Origin of the sequence: Marinobacter sp. S0848L (assembly GCF_023016065.1) — a bacterium.
In the GTDB taxonomy this organism is placed as follows: Bacteria; Pseudomonadota; Gammaproteobacteria; order Pseudomonadales; family Oleiphilaceae; genus Marinobacter.
This window is the reverse complement of sequence record NZ_JALKAQ010000006.1, coordinates 1-21,621: the sequence shown is the minus strand read 5'-3', so window position 1 is coordinate 21,621 and position 21,621 is coordinate 1. Positions and strand designations below refer to the sequence as shown.

At 55.8% G+C, this 21,621-nt stretch carries 18 protein-coding genes; 9 read left to right on the top strand and 9 right to left on the bottom strand.

Annotated elements, in window-relative coordinates:
* Positions 1–223: 223 nt before the first annotated feature.
* From MWU64_RS09240 to MWU64_RS09225, 4 genes are all read left to right on the top strand, one after another.
* On the top strand, positions 224–1,453 hold the full coding sequence (locus tag MWU64_RS09240; RefSeq protein WP_247063716.1) for an FAD-dependent oxidoreductase: 1,230 nt from the start codon (positions 224–226) through the stop codon (positions 1,451–1,453).
* A 26-nt stretch (positions 1,454–1,479) separates the two neighbouring features.
* Positions 1,480–3,993, top strand: coding sequence for a nitrite reductase large subunit NirB (nirB, locus tag MWU64_RS09235; protein ID WP_247063714.1), 2,514 nt, complete (start codon positions 1,480–1,482; stop codon positions 3,991–3,993).
* Positions 3,994–4,162: 169 nt separating this feature from the next.
* Positions 4,163–4,537 (top strand): nitrite reductase small subunit NirD, encoded by a 375-nt coding sequence (gene nirD, locus MWU64_RS09230; RefSeq protein WP_247063712.1) that lies wholly within the window; start codon positions 4,163–4,165, stop codon positions 4,535–4,537.
* An 84-nt stretch (positions 4,538–4,621) separates the two neighbouring features.
* Positions 4,622–6,499: an MFS transporter gene (locus tag MWU64_RS09225; protein ID WP_247063710.1), complete on the top strand. Its 1,878-nt coding sequence runs from the start codon at positions 4,622–4,624 to the stop codon at positions 6,497–6,499.
* A gap of 27 nt (positions 6,500–6,526) precedes the next feature.
* Here the strand turns inward: MWU64_RS09225 and MWU64_RS09220 are convergent, their stop codons facing one another.
* The 3 genes from MWU64_RS09220 to MWU64_RS09210 are packed head-to-tail and all read right to left on the bottom strand — an operon-like array spanning position 6,527 to position 8,932.
* Positions 6,527–6,934, bottom strand: a complete 408-nt coding sequence (locus tag MWU64_RS09220; protein ID WP_247063709.1) for a TM2 domain-containing protein — start codon at positions 6,932–6,934, stop codon at positions 6,527–6,529.
* A 54-nt stretch (positions 6,935–6,988) separates the two neighbouring features.
* The gene (locus tag MWU64_RS09215) at positions 6,989–7,768 is read right to left on the bottom strand and encodes a class II glutamine amidotransferase (RefSeq protein ID WP_247063708.1); all 780 of its coding nucleotides are present in this window, start codon (positions 7,766–7,768) and stop codon (positions 6,989–6,991) included.
* Between the two features lie 51 nt (positions 7,769–7,819).
* On the bottom strand, positions 7,820–8,932 hold the full coding sequence (locus MWU64_RS09210; RefSeq protein ID WP_247063707.1) for a sensor domain-containing diguanylate cyclase: 1,113 nt from the start codon (positions 8,930–8,932) through the stop codon (positions 7,820–7,822).
* 188 nt (positions 8,933–9,120) lie between these two features.
* On the opposite strand from MWU64_RS09210, the gene MWU64_RS09205 reads away from it, so the two are divergent.
* Positions 9,121–9,582: a nodulation efficiency, NfeD-like protein gene (locus tag MWU64_RS09205; RefSeq protein WP_247063706.1), complete on the top strand. Its 462-nt coding sequence runs from the start codon at positions 9,121–9,123 to the stop codon at positions 9,580–9,582.
* 2 nt (positions 9,583–9,584) lie between these two features.
* Positions 9,585–10,604 carry an SPFH domain-containing protein gene (locus tag MWU64_RS09200; protein WP_247063705.1) on the top strand — a complete coding sequence of 340 codons (1,020 nt, stop codon included), beginning with the start codon at positions 9,585–9,587 and terminating at the stop codon, positions 10,602–10,604.
* Between the two features lie 17 nt (positions 10,605–10,621).
* Here the strand turns inward: MWU64_RS09200 and yfbR are convergent, their stop codons facing one another.
* Positions 10,622–11,224, bottom strand: a complete 603-nt coding sequence (yfbR, locus tag MWU64_RS09195; protein WP_247063702.1) for a 5'-deoxynucleotidase — start codon at positions 11,222–11,224, stop codon at positions 10,622–10,624.
* A 23-nt stretch (positions 11,225–11,247) separates the two neighbouring features.
* Entirely contained in the window at positions 11,248–14,061 is a 2,814-nt protein-coding gene (locus tag MWU64_RS09190; RefSeq protein ID WP_247063700.1) for a DUF748 domain-containing protein, read from the bottom strand.
* 143 nt (positions 14,062–14,204) lie between these two features.
* Between MWU64_RS09190 and pdxH the strand changes: the two genes are divergently transcribed.
* The 3 genes from pdxH to MWU64_RS09175 are packed head-to-tail and all read left to right on the top strand — an operon-like array spanning position 14,205 to position 16,163.
* Entirely contained in the window at positions 14,205–14,840 is a 636-nt protein-coding gene (gene pdxH, locus MWU64_RS09185; protein ID WP_247063698.1) for a pyridoxamine 5'-phosphate oxidase, read from the top strand.
* Positions 14,809–15,570, top strand: a complete 762-nt coding sequence (locus tag MWU64_RS09180) for a 4'-phosphopantetheinyl transferase superfamily protein (protein WP_247063697.1) — start codon at positions 14,809–14,811, stop codon at positions 15,568–15,570. Before pdxH ends, MWU64_RS09180 begins: the two co-directional genes overlap by 32 nt.
* 8 nt (positions 15,571–15,578) lie before the next feature.
* Positions 15,579–16,163: a DNA-3-methyladenine glycosylase I gene (locus MWU64_RS09175; RefSeq protein WP_247063696.1), complete on the top strand. Its 585-nt coding sequence runs from the start codon at positions 15,579–15,581 to the stop codon at positions 16,161–16,163.
* A gap of 152 nt (positions 16,164–16,315) precedes the next feature.
* Here the strand turns inward: MWU64_RS09175 and MWU64_RS09170 are convergent, their stop codons facing one another.
* The 4 genes from MWU64_RS09170 to MWU64_RS09155 form a co-directional block, all read right to left on the bottom strand.
* Positions 16,316–17,770, bottom strand: a complete 1,455-nt coding sequence (locus MWU64_RS09170; protein WP_247063695.1) for an aspartate kinase — start codon at positions 17,768–17,770, stop codon at positions 16,316–16,318.
* Positions 17,771–17,819: 49 nt separating this feature from the next.
* Positions 17,820–19,088: a diaminobutyrate--2-oxoglutarate transaminase gene (ectB, locus tag MWU64_RS09165; protein ID WP_247063694.1), complete on the bottom strand. Its 1,269-nt coding sequence runs from the start codon at positions 19,086–19,088 to the stop codon at positions 17,820–17,822.
* 174 nt (positions 19,089–19,262) lie between these two features.
* A complete protein-coding gene (ectA, locus tag MWU64_RS09160) occupies positions 19,263–19,778 on the bottom strand; it encodes a diaminobutyrate acetyltransferase (RefSeq protein WP_247063693.1) in 516 nt (171 codons plus the stop codon).
* A gap of 319 nt (positions 19,779–20,097) precedes the next feature.
* Positions 20,098–21,516, bottom strand: a complete 1,419-nt coding sequence (locus MWU64_RS09155) for a sodium:solute symporter (protein ID WP_247063691.1) — start codon at positions 21,514–21,516, stop codon at positions 20,098–20,100.
* Positions 21,517–21,621 lie beyond the last annotated feature (105 nt).

Here is a 21,621-nt window from a genome sequence, read left to right as displayed (position 1 = left end):
CAGGCACAACCTAGAAAACCAGCAAAAAAATCCTTCAACTGATTGAAATTTACAGACTTTAAAAACTGGCACGGAGATCGCATTAGATATTTTAGGGACGACGAATCGGCTAAGGACGGCTGAACCAAAAGATCATTGTTGTTGGCATTGGCGCCGGATCATCGCGCTCTCTCGGGAGACAGCGGTGCTCCGGCTTTTTTTTGAATCAGGAAAGGCGCTCATTATGACCACACACCCAACCGCTCCCTTGGTGATCTGCGGCCACGGCATGGTGGCCCAACGCCTGATCGAACATCTCGTCGCCAATGGTCACCCCTTTAGCAAGATCGTGGTCTTTAACGGCGAGCCGGTGTCGGCCTACAACCGCATACAGCTGTCTTCCCTACTTGCCAACGAGGTCACCGAAACCGACCTTGCCCTCAAACCCGCCCATTGGTTCTCGCAACATCAGATCGAGGTGCGCAATCACGAACCCATCGCCCGCATTGAGGTTGAGCAAAGCCGGGTTGTCACAGCCCACGGATTCGTTCAACCGTACAGCAAGCTCATACTGGCGACCGGTTCTAACCCCTCGTCTCTGGGCATACCCGGTGAAGAACTGGATGACGTGTTGATGTTCCGGAGCTTGTCGGACACCCGCGCCATGATCGAAAAAACGAGGTACTGCCAGAGCGCCCTGGTGATCGGCGGCGGTTTTCTGGGTCTGGAAGCGGCAGAAGGCCTTCGGGCACGAGGCATGACGGTGACGCTATTACACCGAAGCAGCCACGTGCTGAACCGACAGTTGGATCGCACCTCCGGCGATATGTTGAAAGCTCTGTTGGAGCACCGCGGCCTGAGTGTCCTGACCGGTTATGCACCCAAGGCCTTGCTGGGCAAACAGCAGGTCAAAGCCGTTCAACTGCATGACGATACCTTGCTCACCACCGATCTGGTGGTTATTGCTACGGGCATTACGCCAAATACCGAACTGGCCGCTGCCGCCGGCTTGCACTGCGAGCGCGGCATTTGCGTCGATCAGCAAATGCGCACTTCCCATCCCGCTGTCTACGCGCTTGGCGAGTGCAGCCAGTTTCACAACCAAACCTTCGGGCTGGTGGAACCCGGCTTCCAGCAAGCTCGAGCACTGGCCGAACATCTCTGCCAGCAGACCGATGCCCAAGGTTTTGCACCGGTTGAAATACCCACTCGCCTGAAGATCAGTGGCATTCCGATTTATTCCTGCGGCCGTGTCGAACCCGGTCCTGATACCGAAACCATTCAATGGCGCGATGGCCCCAAACACCGTTATGGCCGACTGTTGATTGAACGCAACCGCGTGGTCGGTGCCATGTTGCTGGGCGACACCACAAACGGCGCTTGGTACACGGACCTGATTCGCAGCGCCCAAGACATTTCCGATTACCGAAACGCCATTGCTTTCGGCCAACCCTATTGTGAAGCAGCAGCCTGAGCGCTGCCTTGAGAGAGGAACACACCATGAGTAAACAAACCCTGATCGTGATTGGCAACGGCATGGTCGGCCATCACTTTCTCGAGCAATTTGTGCAGAGCCCCGCAGCTGATTCGTTCCAGATCCTGGTTTTTGGGGAAGAGAAACAGCTGGCTTATGACCGCGTGCACCTGTCCGAATACTTCGCGGGTTCCAGTCACTCAGACTTGGCAATGGGTACCGTCGATTGGTATGAAACCAACGACATTGACTTGCACCTGAACGAACAGGTCACTGCCATCGACCGTTACAATCAGGTGGTGAGCACGCCCAAAGGTGTTTATCAGTATGACCAGCTGATACTCGCCACCGGCTCCTACCCGTTTGTTCCCCCTATTGCCGGCAACGATCACGACGGCTGTTTCGTGTACCGGACTCTGGACGATCTGGACGCCATCCGCAGCAGCGCCAATAACGCAAAAACCGGTGTCGTGGTGGGCGGCGGCCTGCTCGGCTTAGAAGCCGCCAACGCCCTCAAGAGTCTGGGTTTGCAGGCCAGTGTGGTGGAATTTGCGCCGCGCCTGATGCCGGTTCAATTGGATGACCAAGGCGGTGCTTTACTCCGATACAAGATCGAAGAGCTGGGCGTTCAGGTGCACACCGAAAAGGCCACCACCGCCATCGTGCCCGGCACTGATGCCCGGCTAAGAATGAACTTTTCCGATGACAGTCACCTGGAGACTGACCTGATCGTGTTCTCCGCCGGCATTCGGCCACAAGATACTCTGGCTCGGGACTGCGGTCTGGAGATTGGCGAGCGCGGTGGCATTGTCATCAACAATCAATGCACCACCTCCGACCCGAAGATTCACGCCATCGGCGAATGCGCGCTGTGGAACAACCGAATCTTTGGTTTGGTGGCGCCGGGCTACACCATGGCCCGCACCCTCGCGGCGGCCCTGAACAACGACAACGAGGCCGCCTTCACCGGTGCCGACATGAGCACCAAACTGAAACTGCTGGGCGTGGATGTCGGCTCCATTGGCGATGCCCACGGCCAGACCGCGGGTGCGCGTAACATCCGTTTCCACGACGAACAAACGGGGCATTACCGGCGCATGGTGGTCAGCTCCGACGGTAAAAAGCTGCTGGGTGCGATTCTGGTCGGAGACAACAGCCACTATGACACCTTGCTGCAATACGCGCTCAACGGTTTGGACCTACCCGGTAATCCGGAAGTGCTGATTTTGCCCGAAACCGAGGGCGGTGCACCCACCCTGGGTGCCGATGCGCTGCCCGACACCGCCTCGATCTGTTCCTGCCACAACGTCACCAAGGGCGACATCTGTGGCGCCATTGATGCCGGTTGTACGGATCTGGGGGGCGTAAAAGCCGAAACCAAAGCCAGCACCGGCTGCGGTGGCTGTACCGCGTTGCTGAAGAAGGTGGTGGACAGCGAACTGGAGAAGCGGGGTGTGGAGGTCTGCACCGATTTGTGCGAGCACTTCCCCTACACCCGTCAGGAGCTGTTCCATCTAGTGAAGGTAAACGGCATTCGCACCTTCCGCAGCCTGCTGAATCAGTACGGCAAAGGTCAGGGCTGCGATATCTGCAAACCTACGGTGGGCTCGATTCTCGCCAGTTGCTGGAACGATCACATTCTGGCCACCGACCATGTGCCGTTACAGGACACCAACGACACTTTCATGGCGAACATGCAGAAGAACGGTACCTATTCCATCGTGCCGCGTATCCCCGGCGGAGAAATTACGCCAGACAAGCTGATCGTGCTGGGCGAGGTGGCGAAAGAGTACAACCTGTACACCAAGATCACCGGTGGTCAGCGGGTTGATCTGTTCGGAGCCACGTTGAGCGAGTTGCCGGAGATCTGGGAAAAGCTGATTTCAGCAGGTTTCGAGACGGGGCACGCCTATGGCAAGTCACTACGTACGGTGAAGTCCTGTGTCGGCAGCACCTGGTGCCGTTATGGCGTGCAGGACAGTGTCGGCATGGCGATTCTGCTGGAGAGCCGTTACAAGGGCCTGAGAGCGCCTCACAAGGTGAAGATGGGGGTGTCGGGCTGCACTCGGGAGTGTGCCGAGGCGCAAAGCAAAGACTTCGGGGTGATTGCCACGGAGAAGGGCTGGAATCTGTACGTGTGCGGTAATGGCGGCATGCGGCCCCGGCACGCGGATTTGTTCGCAACGGACTTGTCCGATGAGGCGCTGATTCAGGCGATTGACCGGATTGTGATGTTTTATGTTCGCACGGCGGACCGGTTGCAACGCACCAGTGTTTGGCTGGAGAACCTGGAAGGCGGTTTGGAGTATTTGAAGCAGGTGGTGTTGGAGGACAGTTTGGGCATTGGTGCGGAGTTGGAGCAGCACATGGCGGAGATTGTGGACACGTATCAGTGTGAGTGGAAGACGGCGGTTGAGGATCCGGAAAAGCGCAAGCGTTTCCGGGAGTTTGTGAATGCGCCGGAGCGGAAGGATCCGGTGCAGCAGTGGACTTCGGAGCGGGGGCAGCGTCGGCCTGTTTTGGAGTTGGCCTCTTTGTAGCCTGTTTTGGTTGTGGGGGCGGCGCCCGGCGGCATGGGGATACTTTTCTTTCGGAAAAAATAACTCGCTTCGCTCAGACATCTTTTTTCCTGCAGAAAAGCATCCCCACACCACCTGGCCCATAGGCCTTGGTGAACTACTAGAAAGCATAAATAATTGGAGAAAATCTATGAAAGCTCAGACTCGTTGGGATGTGGTTTGTACCGTTGAAGACTTGGTGCCGGATTCCGGCATTGCGGTGTGGACGAAGGCCGGGCCGGTTGCGGTGTTTTATTTGCCGCATCGGTTGCCTGCGTTATTTGCAGTCAGTCATACCGACCCGTTCAGTGGTTCGAACGTGCTGGCACGGGGAATTACCGGGGATGTAGGAGGTGAGCCGGTGGTGGCTTCGCCGTTGTATAAGCAGCATTTCAGTTTGCGTTCCGGGCTTTGTCTCGAGGATGACGGCGTGCGGCTTAAGACTTACCCGGTGCTGCTGGACGGTGATCGCATTCTGCTGGAGCTTCCGGTATCGGCCGGTCTAGCGGAGTTTCAGGCGGCTTAGGGGGCCCGTCTCAAGGCGCTTGACCGGGTGTGGTGCCGCGTATAGTCTGCGGCAAACCCCCGCGGATTCGGAGTGCCCCAGGTTATGGAAGATCACAGCCAGTTTCGTTTGTTGTCGGAACGGCGGTTTGCACCGTTTTTTGTCACCCAGTTTGCCGGTGCGTTTAACGACAATCTTTTCAAAAACACGCTGTTGTTGTTGGTGACCTACAACGCCGGTGGGCTGTTTGGTCTTTCTTCCAGCGTGGTGGTCAATCTGGCGGCCATGCTGTTTATCCTCCCATTTTTCCTGTTCTCCGCGATTGCGGGCCAGATTGCCGACCGCTATGAGAAGTCGGGGATTATTCGCTGGGTCAAGTTGGCGGAGGTTGCCATCATGGTGGTGGCCGCGGTTGGGTTGTGGTTCGGCTGGCACGAGATGTTGCTGTTGCTGCTGTTTTTGATGGGGGTTCAGTCCGCCTTTTTTGGTCCGGTTAAGTACGCGATTCTTCCCCAGGCTTTGGATAACTCCGAACTGGTGGGTGGCAACGCGCTGGTGGAGATGGGCACCTTCGTGGCCATTTTGCTCGGCACACTGGTGGCCGGGGTGATGATGAAAGCGCCGCTACCGGGTCCGATGATCGCCATCGCGGTGTTGGTGGTTGCGGGTTTGGGGCTGGTTTCCGCGTTGAAGATTCCGAAGGCCGAAGCGGCTGCGCCAGACCTGAAGATCAATTTCAGCCCGCTGAAAGAAACCTGGAAGTTGATGGCCATCGCCAAAGACAACCACAACGTGCTGCTGAGCGTGGTGGCGATTTCCTGGTTCTGGTTTCTGGGCGCGGCCTACCTGACGCAGTTCCCGGGTTTCGCCAAAGATGAACTGCTCGGTGATGAAACCGTGGTTACGGTGTTGCTGGCCATTTTCACGGTCGGGATTGCGACGGGCTCCATGGTTTGTGAGCGTATGTCTGGCCACAAGGTAGAGCTCGGCATTGTTCCTATTGGTTCACTTGGGCTGAGTCTGTTCGGTATCGACCTCTACCTGCACATGCCAGCACAACCCGTGCCGTCAGATTGGTGGATGATCTTTACCGATGGCAGTTACCGCCGGGTTGCGCTGGATCTGTTGGGTATCGGTGTCTCTGGCGGCCTGTTTATCGTGCCCTTGTATGCGTTTGTCCAGCAGGAAACCCCACCGGAAACCCGGGCCCGGGTGATTGCGGCGCTGAATGTGTTCAACGCCCTGTTTATGGTCGCCAGCGCCCTGTTGGGCATGTTGATGCTTGGTGTGATCGGGCTCAGCATTCCGGAGTTTTTCTTGGTGCTCTCGATCATGAACCTGCTGGTCGCTGCCTTTGTGTACCAGCAGGTGCCGGAGTTCACGCTGCGCTTCATCATCTGGATGATGTCGCACACGATTTACCGGGTGAAACATCACCATCTGGACCGCATTCCCGAGGAAGGGCCCGTGCTATTGGTTTGCAATCACGTGTCCTACATGGACGCACCGGTAATTGCCGGCGCGGTCAAGCGGCCGATTCGCTTTGTGATGGATCACCATATTTTTTCGACACCGGTGCTGGGCACGTTCTTCCGCATGGCCAAAACCATCCCCATCGGCCCGAAAGCAAAAGTACCAGAGATCTACGAGGCGGCGTTCGAACGGATCGATGAGGAACTGGCGGCTGGTAACGTGGTGTGCATTTTCCCGGAGGGGCGGTTGACCTCGGATGGCGAAGTCGCGGCGTTCAGGTCCGGTGTGGAGCTTATTTTGCAACGCCGCCCGGTGCCCGTGGTACCCCTTGCCCTGCGCGGGTTATGGGGCAGCGTTTTCAGTCATTGCGGCGGGCCGGCGCTCACACATTTGCCCAAGCGTTTCTGGTCGCGCATTCATCTTCTGGCCGCTCAGCCCGTGAACCCGGAAGACGCCAGCGCCCAAATGTTGGAAGACACCGTGAAATCGTTGAGAGGACCGCACCCTTAACCCCGGGGGTGCGGTTTGCCGCTTGCCTTACCCGAAGCGACCTTCGCTGTTGCGTTCGGAAATCTGGCTGTTCAGAGTCCAGAAATCGTACAACACGCCAATGAAGAACAAACCGCCGGTAAACAGGTAGATAATGCCGGTTATCCACTTGCCCATATACATGCGATGTACCCCAAACACGCCTAGAAAGGTGAGCAATATCCAGCCAATGTTGTAATCGGTTTGGCCTTGCTGAAACCGACTGTCGGCCTCACGGTCCATCGCCGGAATCAGGAACAAATCGATGATCCAACCAATGAAGAACAAACCCAGGGTGAAAAACCAGATGGTGCCGGTAATGGGCTTGCCGTAATAGAAACGGTGCGAGCCCAAAAATCCGAAAATCCAGAGCAGGTAACCAATAATCTTGCTGTGGGTATTGCCAGTTTCTATCATGTTTTTCTGCGTCCTCCCGGATCAATATTTGAGATAAATACGCTCAACCAATTCCTAGTTTTCTACTCCACCTCTCATGACTACTTCACCCTGTCGCCACAACCGCCATTCTCCGGGCTGGTAGATGTCCCACTTCTCATCGGTGGTTAACGGCTCGGTAACGATCACGCTGACGACGTCGTTCGGGGTGGTTTCCGCTTCAAAGTCGATGGTTACATCGGTGTCTTTCAATCGGGCAGGGCCGAAAGGAGCCCGGCGGGTAATGCTGGCCATTTTGGTGGTGCAATAGGTAAACAGCCAATCGCCGTTGCTCAGCAACAGATTAAACACACCTTGGCTGGCGTATTGCGAAGACAATTTAACCAGCCGCTCAACCACCTGTTCCAGACTGTAGTCCCGGTGACAATGACTGCGCAGATGATTCAGCATATCGCAGAATAACGCCTCGCTGTCGGTGCTGCCGACCGGTTCGTAAAACCCCTCCGGTGCCCGAAAACCAGTCAGCTGGCCGTTGTGGGCACAGACCCAGTAACGGCCCCAGAGTTCTCGGATAAACGGGTGGGTATTGGCCAGGCAAATTTCGCCGACATTGGCTTGCCGAATGTGACAAAGCGCCACTTCACTTTTGATCGGATGGGTTTGCACCACCTCGGCGAGGCGCGAGCTGGCGCTGGCATCGGAGTCGTGGAAGCAGCGAATGCCCTTGCCTTCGTAAAAGGCCACGCCCCAACCGTCTTTGTGCGGCCCGGTTTCGCCGCCCCGGCGAGTGAGACCGGTAAAGCTGAAACACAGGTCTGTCGGGGTATTGGCGCTCATGGCCAGCAGTTCACACATGATTCGATAATTCCTCGAGCAACATGATCGGTCGGCGTAAGCATACCGTATTCAGCCCTCACCTCCAGCCGCTGCACCCTCTTGCGTGGGTTGCGTATTGAACGACGAGGTCACCTGGTTTCGACCTGCTCGCTTACCCCGGTATAGATGCTGATCGGCCACCGAGAACAGGGTGTTTGCCTGGCGGCCATCTTCGGGCCATTGCGCCAGACCAAATGACGCGGTGACAGCTATGTCCGCACCGCCTAAACGTACCTTGCGGGCGGCTATTCGCTGCCGAAGCTCTTCAATGAGTTCATAGGCCGCTTCAGGCTGGGCATCCCGTAAAATCAGGCCGAACTCCTCACCGCCCAGGCGACCTACAAAGTCCGTTGTGCGCAGCCGTTCCTGCAGGCACTGGCCGATTTCCTGCAGAACATAATCGCCAGCTTCATGACCGTGGGTATCGTTGATCGCTTTGAAGTGGTCAATGTCCATCATCACCAACGCAAACGCTGTGTTGCTGCGTTCGCTCTCGGCGATAGTACGTGTCAGCGTCGACTGAAAACTCCCTCGATTGGCCAGCCCGGTCAGTGCATCCGTTTGTGCCACTTCGATCAAACGCTGTTCGGCTTCCTCGCGGCGGGCCTCGTACATATACATGAACACCTGCATCAGGCTGCTACACAGCACCATATTCAGGAAATCAATGACGAATTCGGCAGAGCTAAGGCCCTCGATACCACTGAGAAAAACGACGTAGACAACGCATCCCAAAATCATGAAAGGCACGCTCAACATCATGCCTTCGCGCCTTCCCAGCAAAAGATACGCCAGTACAGGCATCATCAATACCCAAACAAACGCCGCCATGGAGGCATCCGGCAACAGCATGATGACAATAAAAAACGAGAACAGGGTAAACAGGTAACCGTAAACCCAGCGCTCGAAATGCGGGGTGTGGTTGATACGGGCAACACCAACAAACGCCAGGCCGCCAAATACAAATTCAACGGCCGATACCCACGGGTAGCCATTGAACAATTGCAGAGTGGCGAACACCATGAGAGCCAAGCCCGTCACCCACAACAAAAACCGGGCGAGCGATCGGCGGTGGTTATCCCTCAGCCCGGACCGGCTCAGCGTCATCGCCTTGCCCAAATCCGGGTGGTTTAACATATGCATACAGAGTCTGCCTTAGATCAGGCTTCTATCTAGTTGTTGTCGTGCAATACCCTGACTATAAAACACGCAACCGGATTTTCCCTAGCAGTTTTGTCGCGGGTTAAACGCAAGGCAGTTCGAGACGGCAGCGAACCCTTTGGTTACAATCAAACTTCTTGTAAATTCATGCCCTTCGCTTGGAACTGATTATGGAATGGAGTCTTACCCACTTATGGCTGATTCTGGCTTTGGTTCTCAGCCTTGCCGAACTCACCTCTGGCGTACTTTTGCTGCTGGCGCTCGGTATTGCGGCCGCGCTGACGGCCCTGGTGTCGTTTCTGGGTGCCCCCTTTGAATGGCAATTGGTCACCATGGGTATCATGTCGGGCATATTGGTGCCCGTTGCCATTCGCTGGATACGCCCTCGTTTTTCGCCCAAAGGCGTGGCTTACGGCACCACCGGCACCGGTGTTGAACATGGCAAAACGTATCGGACACTGCTGCGTGGTTTTGATGGTGCCACCGGCATCAAAGTCAACGGCGACTTCTATCGTCTGAAATTCTCCGACGGCAGTAGCCCTGACTTGCCTGAAGGCACCGCCGTGATTTTCGACAAGTTTGATGGCACCACCGCCATCGTGCACCTAGCTCAACCCAAACAGGAAGGTTAAACATGGAAGCATTCATTACTCCGGGGCTGGTTATCAGCTTAATTATTGTCGCTGTCGGCATTTTCGTTATTGCCAAAGGTCTGGTGATTATTCGCCAATCCGAAGTCATGGTTATCGAGCGGCTGGGTTCGTTTAACCGCGTACTCGAGAGCGGCATCAACATCATCATTCCTTTTATCGAAAAGCCCCGCCCGATCAGCATGATTCGTTACATGCGCATGGGTGAGGAATACCACCCGGTAACCAGTGATGAAGTCCGCATCGATCGCCGGGAAACGGTAATGGACTTCCCCGGCCAGCCGGTGGTGACCACCGATAACGTGACGGTGAAAATCAATGGCGCGCTTTACTACCAGATCATCGACCCTCGCCGTGCCGTGTACGAAGTCGCCAACATGAGCCAGGCGGTGGAAGTGCTGGCTAAAACCACGCTGCGTTCGGTGGTCGGCAAAATGGAGCTCGACAAGCTGTTTGAATCCCGCAGCGAAGTGAACAGCGCCATTCAGGCCGAGATGGAAGAAGCCGCATCGAAGTGGGGCGTGAAGCTTACGCGCGTGGAAGTGCAAGACATCAGCATGCCGGAAGAAGTGGAAGAGGCCATGCGCCTGCAAATGGCCGCCGAGCGTAAGCGTCGTGCCACGGTGACCGAGGCCGAGGGTGAAAAAGCCGCGGCGATTGCTATGGCTCAGGGCCAGCGTGAATCTGCCATCCTGAATGCTCAGGGCGATAAAGAATCCGCCATCCTGCGGGCTCAGGGTGAGCAGGAATCCATTCGCCTGGTGTTGAATGCGATTGGCGAAAACGAAGAAAACAAGCGCACGGTTGTGGGCTACCTGCTGGGCCAAAGCTACATCAAAGCCCTGCCGACCATGGCGCAAGACGGCGAGCGCGTGTTCGTGCCTTACGAATCGACCGCGCTGCTGGGCTCTATGGGCATGTTCCGGGAACTGGCGGGCAGCCCCGAAGATGTAGTGCGTGACGGTTTGCGCAGCGGCATGGTGGCTTCCGCTGGCACCAACTGAAAGGCGATGAGCGCTCGCTAACCCAGTAGATGATCCAGCGGGCGCTCATAACTGGGCGCGAACACGTCAAGGAAGTACATCACTTCCGGCAACGCGTCTTCTTGCAGGCGGCGGAGAATTTGCTCGGCCGCCGGCTCAAATTCTTTATTACCGGTCTGGATTTCGGCCCGGCACTTCAACAGCGCAGACAACCGGTCGGCAGATTTAATCAACTCTTTTTCTTCCACGCTCCACTGCGATTCCCGCAGATAAGGCGAGAAAGCATCCTGCAACTCATCGGGCAGCAACGCCAACAGTTCACTTTCAGCTTTGTGTTCAATATCGCCGAACGCTTCCCGCATCACTTTTGAGTGGTACTTCACTGGCGTCGGCATATCACCGGTAATCACCTCAGTGGCATCGTGATAGAGCGCAGCGGTCGCAACGCGATCAGCATTTACCTGACCACCAAATTGCGTGTTGCGGATCAGCGCCAGTGCATGGGCAATGGTGGCGACTTCCCAGGAATGGGTTGCTACGTTTTCTTCAATGGCATTGCGCATCAAACCCCAGCGTTTGATCCAGCGCAGCCGGGACACATAGGCAAAAAAATGGCTTACGGGCGTTTTCTTCAAACTCATTCCAGTTTCCTGTTGGACCGCAATCAGCGCACATCCAGTGTGAACGGCACGATCACGTTCCCTTGTTCGTCCAATTCCGAGTGCTGCAACGTATCCAGTGTGAACAACTGGCCACTGGGCACTCCGTGAGTGTCCTTCAATAACCGGTAAATCGCTTGCCCACGCTTGGCTGCAAGCTGGCTCAACGCTTCCGGTGGCAATTGGCGTTCGCCGGCCCGGTACTCCTGCTGGGCTTGGGCCCAGGCTTCTTCGGTGACGGCTTCTCCGACTGCTCTCAAGCGTGCCTTCAGCAGCTCCAGCCCATCGACTGTGGGTGCCGCTGCACCACGAATGCTCAGCAGTAAATCCGGCCGATCGTTCAACGCCTTAGCCAAGGCTGCGATTTTCTCCGCCTCGCCGTCCGCTAAAGCGATTTCACCGGGCACAAAGCTGACACGGCCCAGCTCTTCACTGCCGAACCCGGCAAAGTCCGCCAGCGAGCCGAGCATGCTGAACGGAGATGCGGCCGCTTTGACCAGTAGATTCACAAAGGTGCGCATCACCACCTGACCAATTCGGAAATCCGGATTTGTGATATCGCCCTCTACCGGCAAATCCACTTTGATAATGCCTTGCTGATTAGTCAGCAAGGCCAGCCCCAATTTTACCGGCGCGTTAACGGCTTCTTCACTGGCGATCGATTGCCCCAGTCGCATCTGATCCAGAACTAACTGATTCGAGGCCTTCAAGTTGGTACCGGTGATTTCGTAATCCAGCTCAAGATCCAGTTTTCCGGCATCAACGGCGTACCCCAAATAACGCCCGAGATAAGGGGAAAGTACCGGCAGAGACAAGCCTTCCATCGTGAGCTTCAGATCGCTGGTTTCGTCGGTACCCAAAGCGCCCAACGAGCCTTCGAATTTTACCGGCGCACCGCCGGCCAATTCGCCTTGCAGATTGACCAGCCCCTGTTGGGGCGGCACGTTGCTGATACCACTGACAGAACCCGATAACGCCTCAAAGCTGGTCGAGAAAACGGGGGTGAGCGTTCGGTCGGTGTACCCCACCGAACCCTCATCAATCAGCAACTCGCCAATCCGGAATATAAACGCCGGCTCGTCATTACCTTGCGCCGCAGAAGCCTCATTTGAGGATTGCTCGCTGGCCTGCGCATCGGGCCCGGTTTTAACAATACGTTCGACGTTGTGAGCACCGCCTTTTACCCGAACCAGATTGAGAGCAGGCTGCTCGAGCGTGACCGTGCCAATCTCCAAACGGGCCGGGTTAACGTTGAATTCCACCGGTGCCAATCGCAGCAACTGCCAGGACACCAATTCGCCCTCTTGATCCGGCAGGCGCAGATCAAAGCCGGTAATTTGCGCCGAACCGCTGAAGGTGCCGGTTACCGGATCGTCTTGCCCGTCCAGGTCCAGATTGCCGTCAAAACCGAGTAAACCATCCGCCACCGCAACGTTGGCTCCCATCTGTATGTAGGGCTCAACCGCAGCCAGTGCAATGCCAGAGCCTGCCAATGCCGCTTCGAAGTTGAATGGGGTGGGGGTAAGCTGGCCCTTGGCGGTAAGTTGCCCGCCACTGGCCAGCTTGGTGGAGAGTTGGTAGTCCACCGGCTCGTCTGTCCGGTACGAAAGTTCACCCAAGGTAACCTCCAGATCCACCAACTCCAGCTCTGCAGGCTGCACAGCCGCTTCATCCCGCCAACGCAAGCGACCCTGCGTTAACTCAACACCCTGGACCTCCCACTGGAACGACGGGGCAGAGCTCTGCGGCGTTTCAGCCGCTGACCTTGTCTCAACAGACTTCAATGAGGCTTGCCAGTCAATGCTGCCATCAGCTCGCCGGGCAACCGACACCATCGGCTGCTCAATCTTTACCATACCGACCTGCGCTTCCTGGCCGGCCAGATCGAAGCCGATGCCACCCACCGACAGGGCTTCCAGGGTCAACGCCGGCTCGTCTATGTCTTCAGCCAACGCGAACGCCAGCTCTTTCAGCTCGACCTCACCGTTGGACGTTTGCAGCTGAAAACCCCGCTCGTTTGACAACCAATAATCCGACTCAACCGTAACCCGCCCATTCTGTAACTGCCAAGGTAGGTAAGGCTCCAGATACTTGGACAACGTTCTATAATTCACATCGGAAAACCGAACCCGGCCTTCGGAATACAATGGGTTAATACTCAGCTCACCCTCCCATTCAAGGGTTTGATCACCAATGGCCGCCTGAATGGAGTAGCGGCTGTCCTCTTCACTGCGCGACCAGGTGGACAGATCGTCAACGGCCAGATCCAGCGGCTCCACCTCCAACTCGACGGTGTCATCATGAGTAAAGTCTCGGAATAATAACCGGCCATTTTCGATAGCCAAGTGCCGGAAGTAGAGCTTAGGTGGCTCAGACGCTTCTTTATCCGTCTCGGGTGCGTCCACCTCGATTTCCGGGTTCGCTTGCTGCCAGTCCCGCACGAAATTGATGGAGTAATTCTCCAATAGATCCAGCCGCACGTCGGGCTTGATCAGGCGGATTTCATCAAACCCCACCACACCTTTGGCAAGATGCAACACATCCAGATTGACACGCAAATGTTCAAACGCGGCAACGGGCCGGTCATCGTCGTCCCGGGCCGAAAACTTGTCGGCTTCCAGGCTGAACAGAAACGGGTTAAACCGGATGTCCGAAACCTGTGCCTGCCAACCCATTTTGTCTTTCAACTGGCCCGGTAACTCTTTCTCCAGCCACCACGGCAGCAACAGAAATCCAGCCAGCGCATACAGCACTAGCAAAACACACAACCCGATCAACAGATTTCTGACCCTATGACTTGCTGCCGCTGATTGGCCCACAAAACTCTCCCTTACCCGTTATGGTCATCACTAAAGCATAGCGTTCACACAACGGCTTTGTCAGCCATACCTGACAGCCGCCGCCGAACCCTATATCCTCAACACCTTAAAAACTCCTGTGACCGCCAACGGAGAACAGCTCTATGGATATCGGCGATATGCGTCGGGACTTTGAAAGTGAGGGCCTGGACCGTGAACATTTGCATGACGACCCTGTGATTCAGTTCCAAAACTGGTTCGAAGACAGTCGCAAGGCTGGTATTCTGGAGCCAAATGCGATGTCTTTAGCCACCTGCGGCGCAGATCATATGCCCGATATCCGGACCGTGCTGCTGAAGTATTTCGACGACCACGGTTTTGTTTTTTACACCAATTACAGTAGCCGAAAAGCGCGCGAGCTCGACCAGAACCCACGCGCTGCGTTGCTGTTTCCGTGGATCGGCCTGAACCGTCAGGTACGCATTCAAGGCGCGGTCGAGAAAGTCAGTAAGTCGGAATCACTGAGGTATTTCACCTCAAGACCTCGCGGCAGCCAGATAGGTGCCTGGGTTTCCGAGCAAAGCAAAGCCATTACATCACGGGGTTTACTCGAGCAAAAAGTTGCGGAAATGAAACGCAAGTTTAGCTCTGGCGAAATTCCTCTGCCTGATTTCTGGGGTGGATACCGAGTGGTTCCGGAGCGAATCGAATTCTGGCAAGGACGACCCAGCCGGCTTCACGACCGATTTGAATACGTGAGAGAAGCGGATGCCTGGACGATCCAACGACTACAACCCTGAAACACCGCAAATCTGGCTGTGCCATCAAATTTCGAGCGTACCGGATTCTTTGCCGGACTGGCTGACCGCGTTTGAGCGAGACTCGTTGGCAAAGCTGGATGGCCCACGCCGTGGAGAATATTTGTCCAGCCGCTGGTTGATTCGCCAAGGCTTGGGCAAAAGCGGCAACGTACCCGCAGAACAGTGCTTCCCTGTTGATGGCCGCCCCATAGCCTCGCAGTTTCCGGTCGGCTGGCATATGTCCCTCAGCCACAGCCAGGGGCTCAATGCGGTAGCGATTGGTCCAACGCCGTTGGGCATAGATGTTGAACCCAGCCAACGTAAGCCGGATTGGCAGGGCGTTGCCAAGCGGTGGTTTTCACCGGTTGAGCAAGAATGGTTACTGCGGGCAAACGATCCCTACAATTTTCTGCAGGTCTGGACCCTGAAAGAAGCTTGGCTGAAGGCCACACGCCGGGGCATTGCCGGGAACCTGCAAACACTGGAAGTTCGAAAAGACTTCGAGCTGTACGGGGATCAGCCCGACCGACAGTGGCAAAGCTGCGGCTGTTACGTCGAAGGGTTTCTCGCCACGCTGGTGTATCAAACCAACAATCCCGACCTGGAGGCCAATTGGCCGGCCGTTACCTTGCTGGAGCCGCCACCAGAGGATTACAGCCTGGCACCGGCCGAGCCTCTGGACACCATTTGGGACCCACTCTACCATCGGACGATTCGGGCCAAACGCTAGGAGCAACCATGCCTGACACTCAGCAGCGATGCCCATGGTGCGGCACAGACCCGCTCTACGTGCATTACCACGATACGGTCTGGGGCAGACCCGAGTATGACAATCAGGCACTGTTTGAAAAATTGTGTCTGGATGGCCAGCAAGCCGGGCTAAGCTGGTTAACCATTTTGCGCAAACACGACTCCTACCGGGCGGCTTACGCCAACTTTGATCCGGAAACGATCGCCCGGTTCACCGAACAGGATCAGGCCCGACTGCTGAATGACCCAGGGGTTATCCGCAACCGCCTGAAGGTGCAATCCATCATTCGAAACGCACGCGCCTACCTGGCACTGCAAGAGCAGGGCGTAGAGTTTTCGGAATTCCTTTGGAAATTCGTGAATCATCGCCCGATACAAAATCACTGGGGCTCGATTGAAGAGGTTCCCGTCACCACGCCCGAATCGGAAGCTATGTCCAAAGCCTTGAAGAAGGCCGGCTTCAACTTTGTTGGCCCCACCATTGTCTATGCCTTCATGCAGGCCACCGGCATGGTGAATGACCATCTGGTTAGCTGCAAAGCGCATCAAGAATGCAAAGCCTTATCGCTTTAAGTTTCGGAGAGAAAAACAGAGAAGGAAACTCAGGAGGAGGTGATCGGACACACCCGGCCATCTATAGAACGGCGGACCGGGCGCCCGATCGGGAGGCAAGACAACCTCCATTACCCGCAGACGAAGCGACCGTGTTCGTCTGCGGGTAATTTTCAGGGCGTCTCAGACGCCGCGACAATTGCATATTCGTGGTTGTGGGGCTCGATAAGCGCACCGTGCAACGCAGCGATTGCAGAGTCGTAGTGGTCTTCGTCGATCACGAACTGGATGTCCACCTGGCGCATGCACTGGTGAATCGCCAGTACGCTGATGCCTTTATCAGCCAGCGACTTGACCGAACGAGCCAGAATACCCGGCACTTTCATATCGCTGCCAATGGCTGAAACCAAAGCCACCTTTCGGGTGCTCAGCTCGGCATTCGGGAAGGCTTCTTCCATCGCTTTCACCACCCGCTTCACATGCTTGAGCGTGGTATCCACATAGTGGGTAATGGTGTTGGCGTTGGTGTCTTTGGAGATAAAACGCACTTTGTAGCGGGACAGGATGTCCAGCAAAGCGCGGTCAGAGCCCGGCTCACCCTGCATGTCCTGATCGAACACTTCGATGGCGAAAACGCCCTTGGCACCCGCAATGATTTCAACTTGCGGCTTTTCACTGACGTAATCGCCCGTGATCAGCGTACCGGTGTGCTCTGGCTCGAACGTGTTCATCACCCGCAGGGGGATCTCGTTCTGGCGCAGGCCCTTACCGGCACGGGGGTGGATCGCTTCCATACCCAGGTTCGCCAACTGGTCGGCTACGTCGTAGTTGGTGCGGCCCAGTGGAACCACCTTGTCTTCACCCACGATGTTCGGGTCCGCAGAGCTCAAGTGATACTCTTTGTGGATGATCGCTTCGCAGGCGTTGGTCATGACCGCAATACGACTGAAGGTCATCTCGCTGTAACCACGATCGAAGGTACGCATCAGACCTTCTTTACACTGGGCGTAACCGGTCACGATCGGCAGTTCGCGGCTCAGGTCTACATTGTCGAACGCCTGTTGCAGTTTTTCATCCAGCGGCAGCAATTCACTGTCACGCCAGCCGGTCAGGTCAACGAAGCGGGCGTTGATGCCTTCTTGCTGAAGTTTCAACGCGGTATTGAAAGCACTGTGGGCTTCGCCAATACCCGCCAGCATTTCCCGCACCGTCAGCAGGTGTTCTTCCAGCTGGAACTGACCGTAGGAACACAGGCGCTGAAGGTCGATCAGGCAACCCCGAACCCCTTCAATGCGGTCGGTAATAAACTGGTCGGCCTGCTGTTTCAGCATGGGGTCTGCAAACAGGTCGCCGTTGATGTCGGTCAGCAGTTTGATCAGGGTGGTGAGGTCGTCGCCCCACGCCCAATCGGATTCTGCATCGGCAAACAGGGCATAAACGCCCGGTTCACCGGTTTTCTTGTGTTCCAGCAGTTCGTTGGTGACGCCACCGTAGGCCGACACCACGAAGATCCGCTGATAGAGGTCCGCCTTATCGCGATTACCAATAATAATATTGTCGCGTACGGCCTCGTAGTTGCTCATGGAGGTACCGCCGATTTTCTCGACGGTGTGCTGTGCCGTAGTCATAAAATTGCCTCTGCCATCTACAGAATAGGAGTAAATCAGTGCGGGCGCCTTAAGACGCCTCGCTGATTCCCTTCTGCATGATTTCATCGACACTTTCACCCAGCAGCTGGGCACCACGGCGCAGATCGTCTTCGCTGGTAGTCAGCGGCATCAGGCACTTGATCACTTCGTCATTCGGGCCACTGGTTTCGATGATCAGACCTTTCTCGAACGCCAGCTTGGTGATCGGGCCAGTGACGTCGGCATTCGCAGCTTCGATACCACGCATCAGACCACGGCCTTTCACCTTGAATTCGCCGGGGTAACGATCACAAATCGCCTGCAGCTCATCACCCAGCACTTTCGCCTTGGCTTTCACCGAATCGGCAAAAGAGTCGTCTTTCCAGTAGGCATCGATGGCGGCACGGGCGGTCACGAAAGCCATGTTGTTACCACGGAAGGTACCGTTGTGTTCACCGGACTCCCAGATATCCAGCTCCGGCTTGAACAGCACCAGTGCCATTGGCAGGCCGTAACCACTCAGAGACTTGGAAACGGTCACGATGTCCGGCTTGATGCCTGCAAATTCAAAGCTGAAGAACTCACCGGTACGGCCGTTACCCGCCTGAATGTCGTCCAGAATCAACAGAATGTCGTGCTTCTCGCACAGCTCCGACAAACCTTTCAGCCATTCAGCGCGAGCAGCGTTCAAGCCACCTTCACCCTGAACCGCTTCCACGATTACGGCAGCCGGGGTTTCGATACCGGAAGAGCTGTCTGACAGCACTTTGTCCATGATGGCCAGGGAATCGACATCTTCACCCAGGTAACCGTCGTAGAACATGAAATCGACATTGCCCAGCGGCATGCCTACGCCACCACGGTGGTGTTTGTTACCGGTAGCCGCGACAGCACCGGTGGTCACACCGTGGAAACCGTTGGTGAAAGAGATAATGTTGGTACGACCTTTCACCTTACGGGCCAGCTTCATGGCCGCTTCGACACAGTTGGTACCGGTCGGGCCGGTAAACTGCATTTTGTAGTTCAAGCCGCGGGGCTGAAGGATGTTCTTTTTGTAGGACTGCATAAAGTCCTGCTTGGCGGTGGTGAACAGGTCCAGGCCTTGGCTCACTCCGTCTGCTTCGATGTATTCAAGCAGCGCTTTCTTCAGGGTGTCGTTGTTGTGGCCGTAGTTCAGGGAACCGGCACCGGCCAGAAAATCCAGGTACTGCTTGCCGTCTTCGGTGTACAAATGCGCGTTCTTGGCGCGGTTAAAAACCACCGGAAAGGCGCGGGAATAAACACGTACTTCGGATTCAGTAGACTTAAAAATTTCCATTGTCTTGCCTCTTAGCATAGTAGGTTCGAGGTTGTGCTCGGCGGCTTGCTGGTAAAACGTGTCGGTCGCAACAAACCTACCGGGCGTTTATTTCAGCCACATAACAGGCCCACCTCGGGCGGCCCGGGCTGTATAAAATCTCGGTCAAGATTCACTCGCTGTGAATCAGAGCTCTCAGACAGGCTTCGTAAAAGGTCCGATGCGCAGCAAGAACTCGGAATCGTGCTTGCCACCGAAATGGGTGCCTTTCTCGAAGTGCTCGTGGTAGGTGAGCTCTGCACCTAGGTCACGGGCGAACGAGCGGAACAAAGCCCAGGAAGCGTCGTTGTCTTCCGTAATCGTGGTTTCCATATGGGTAACGCCCTTACAAGCGTCACGGCCCACGATTTCTTTCAGCATCCGCTTGGCCAAGCCTTGTCCACGGCCTTTCTCGTGTACGGCCACTTGCCAGACAAATACTGTTTCGGGCTGCTGGGGAGGGATGTATCCGGAGATAAAGCCGACCAAGTCGCCGTCTTTCTCCGCGGCCACGCCGGTTTCGGCAAAGTGGCTGCACTGCAGGAGGTTGCAGTAAATCGAGTTGGGGTCCAGCGGAGGACATTCCGCCACCAACTGGTGGAGCCTGAAGCCATCATCCTTGGTTGGTTTACGCAGGGTGATGGCGGTGGTATTCGATCCTTCAGAGGTCATGTTTTGTCGTTTCACGTCAAAATTTAGGCATAAATTATATAGAGCACGAAATATATTTCAAGCAAAAGTCCGATTTAGCCCAGAGATCGCACCCTGAACCCACGAGCCAATTCTCGCTTTCCGTGCACTAAAAACGGCCAGAATACACACAAAAAAACCTCTGCAGCCACTGCGACACAGGCTTTCAGGCGAAATTAGACCTACTAACCCTAAACATAGACCAACACTCAAAATCGCGCCAACAAAAACAACTACCGGCAAAACCTTTAGGGCTCCAAACATCGCCGTCTGCACACCGGCTAAACGAAACCGCGTATCGTTACCACACACCGGAGTCGCCCTTACGTCCAGCCAACCAAAACCCCGCCAGCTTGCGCACGACCAACGGCAAAAAGAACCCGGCAGTACACATCAAAATGCCCCACGCGTTTACCCCCAACAACAACGCGTATTTACCTTCACCGATGGCCCAACTCTGCGGAATCAACCCAATGGTCATCAAAACGCCCAAACCCAGACCGGTCCAGAAACTCAGATGAAAACTCCACGGTGACCAACGGGTAAAACCGTAGAACAGGAAGACCGGTGCCAACCCCATCACCATGGTGCCGGAGATGGTAGTGGCTTTCAGGATATCGGTGCCTGCAAACATGGGCACATTGCCTAAAAACGCAAAAACGACCATCACCACAGCACCTACACGGATACTGGGCAATTTGGCGCCGGCACGTTTGATCAAACGCGGCAGATCGACGGCCAGAGATTTCGCCAAAGACGTAAAAGTGGAGTCTAGCGTGGAACCGGCTGACGTCATCATCACCACACTCATGAAGAACAACGCCGCTAACCCCAACGACTGACCCACCGCCGCCGGCGCGTTACCCACAACCTCAATGCCGTGCAACCGGGCATGCACCCCCACCAGACTGAAGATGAACACGGCCAAGAAGCCAAGCAGCCCCGCCACCACAAAGCTTTTGAGCATGGTTTTCTCTTTGTTCACAAAGCCTCTGTCGGTCAGTACGGGGTCGTGAAACGGGTAGCTGAACATTTGCAGTAACGCCACCAACAACAAATCGGCTCCGGCTTCCAACCGGAACTCGCCGTTGGTCAGCAACGCCCCGGTGTCGTTTTCAGGCAGAATCAGAAACAACACCGCACCGACGAAGAACACAAACACAAAGGTTTGAATGACATCGGTAAAAATCGAGGACCGCAGCCCGCCTTTGAGGCTATAGGCCAGGGTAAAGAAGGTGAACAACATCGCTGCCGCGTAATACTCCCAGTCACCCGGCAAGCCGAAGTAACCTCCGACGACTGCGGTGTTGCTCCAGATTTCGTTATAAAGCCGAATCAGAATCGCGGCGGCAAAGGCAAGGCTGGCCAGGCGGCCGAATCGAGAGGTCAGGAATTCTTGCAGGCTGCGGGCGCCGGTTTGGGTTCGTATCAGGTAGATCACGTAACCAGCCACGGGTATCGACAACCAATAGCTGGCGTAGGCCAGGCCACCCACCACACCATAACTGGCACCGAGATTGGCTGCGTTGGTAACTGACTTGGCGAAGATCCAGCTGATGAAGATACTGGCGGTCAGTGACCACTGACCAACCGGGTTGCCTTGATCGTCGGCGCCTTTGTAAAACGAGTTGGCGTTTTTGCTTTTTGGCGACAGCGCATACATCACCACGCCGTATACCATGAGGAATCCCCAGAACAGGGTGCCTTCGGTCGCGTTCATTGTTTGATTCGCCCTTTTTTGGCTTGTTGGTTTTGGAGCAGGGCATCAGTCGGGGGTAGGGGGTCAAAACGAAAATCGTGGATTTTCTGATGGTTTTGACCCCCT